The sequence below is a fragment of the Frankia sp. Mgl5 genome (assembly GCF_023242985.1).
Taxonomy (GTDB): Bacteria; Actinomycetota; Actinomycetes; order Frankiales; family Frankiaceae; genus Parafrankia; species Parafrankia soli.
Genome location: NZ_JALKFY010000272.1, coordinates 1 through 247, shown reverse-complemented (window position 1 = coordinate 247; position 247 = coordinate 1). Strand labels below are relative to the sequence as shown.

General features: G+C 54.3%; 1 pseudogene. It reads left to right on the top strand.

Annotated elements, in window-relative coordinates:
• Window positions 1-247: pseudogene (locus MXD62_RS09325) on the top strand (formate dehydrogenase); the annotation flags it as partial.

Sequence of the window (247 nt, the reverse complement as noted above, 5' to 3'; positions counted from 1 at the left end):
CACTGAGGCACAGCAGATCCGTGATGAAATTGCCGTTGCTAACCCCAACTATGATGGTATTCAGCATCTGAAGAAACGGGGCGATGTATTCCAGTGGGGCGGCGCGTGGCTTTGTGAAGACGGCATCTGCCCAACCCCGGACGGACGCGGCAATCTTTTGCCGATCGAGCTGCCTGAGCTGCGCAAACCGGAAGGACACTTTTATGTGACTACCCGCCGTGGAAAGCAATTTAACTCCATGGTATAC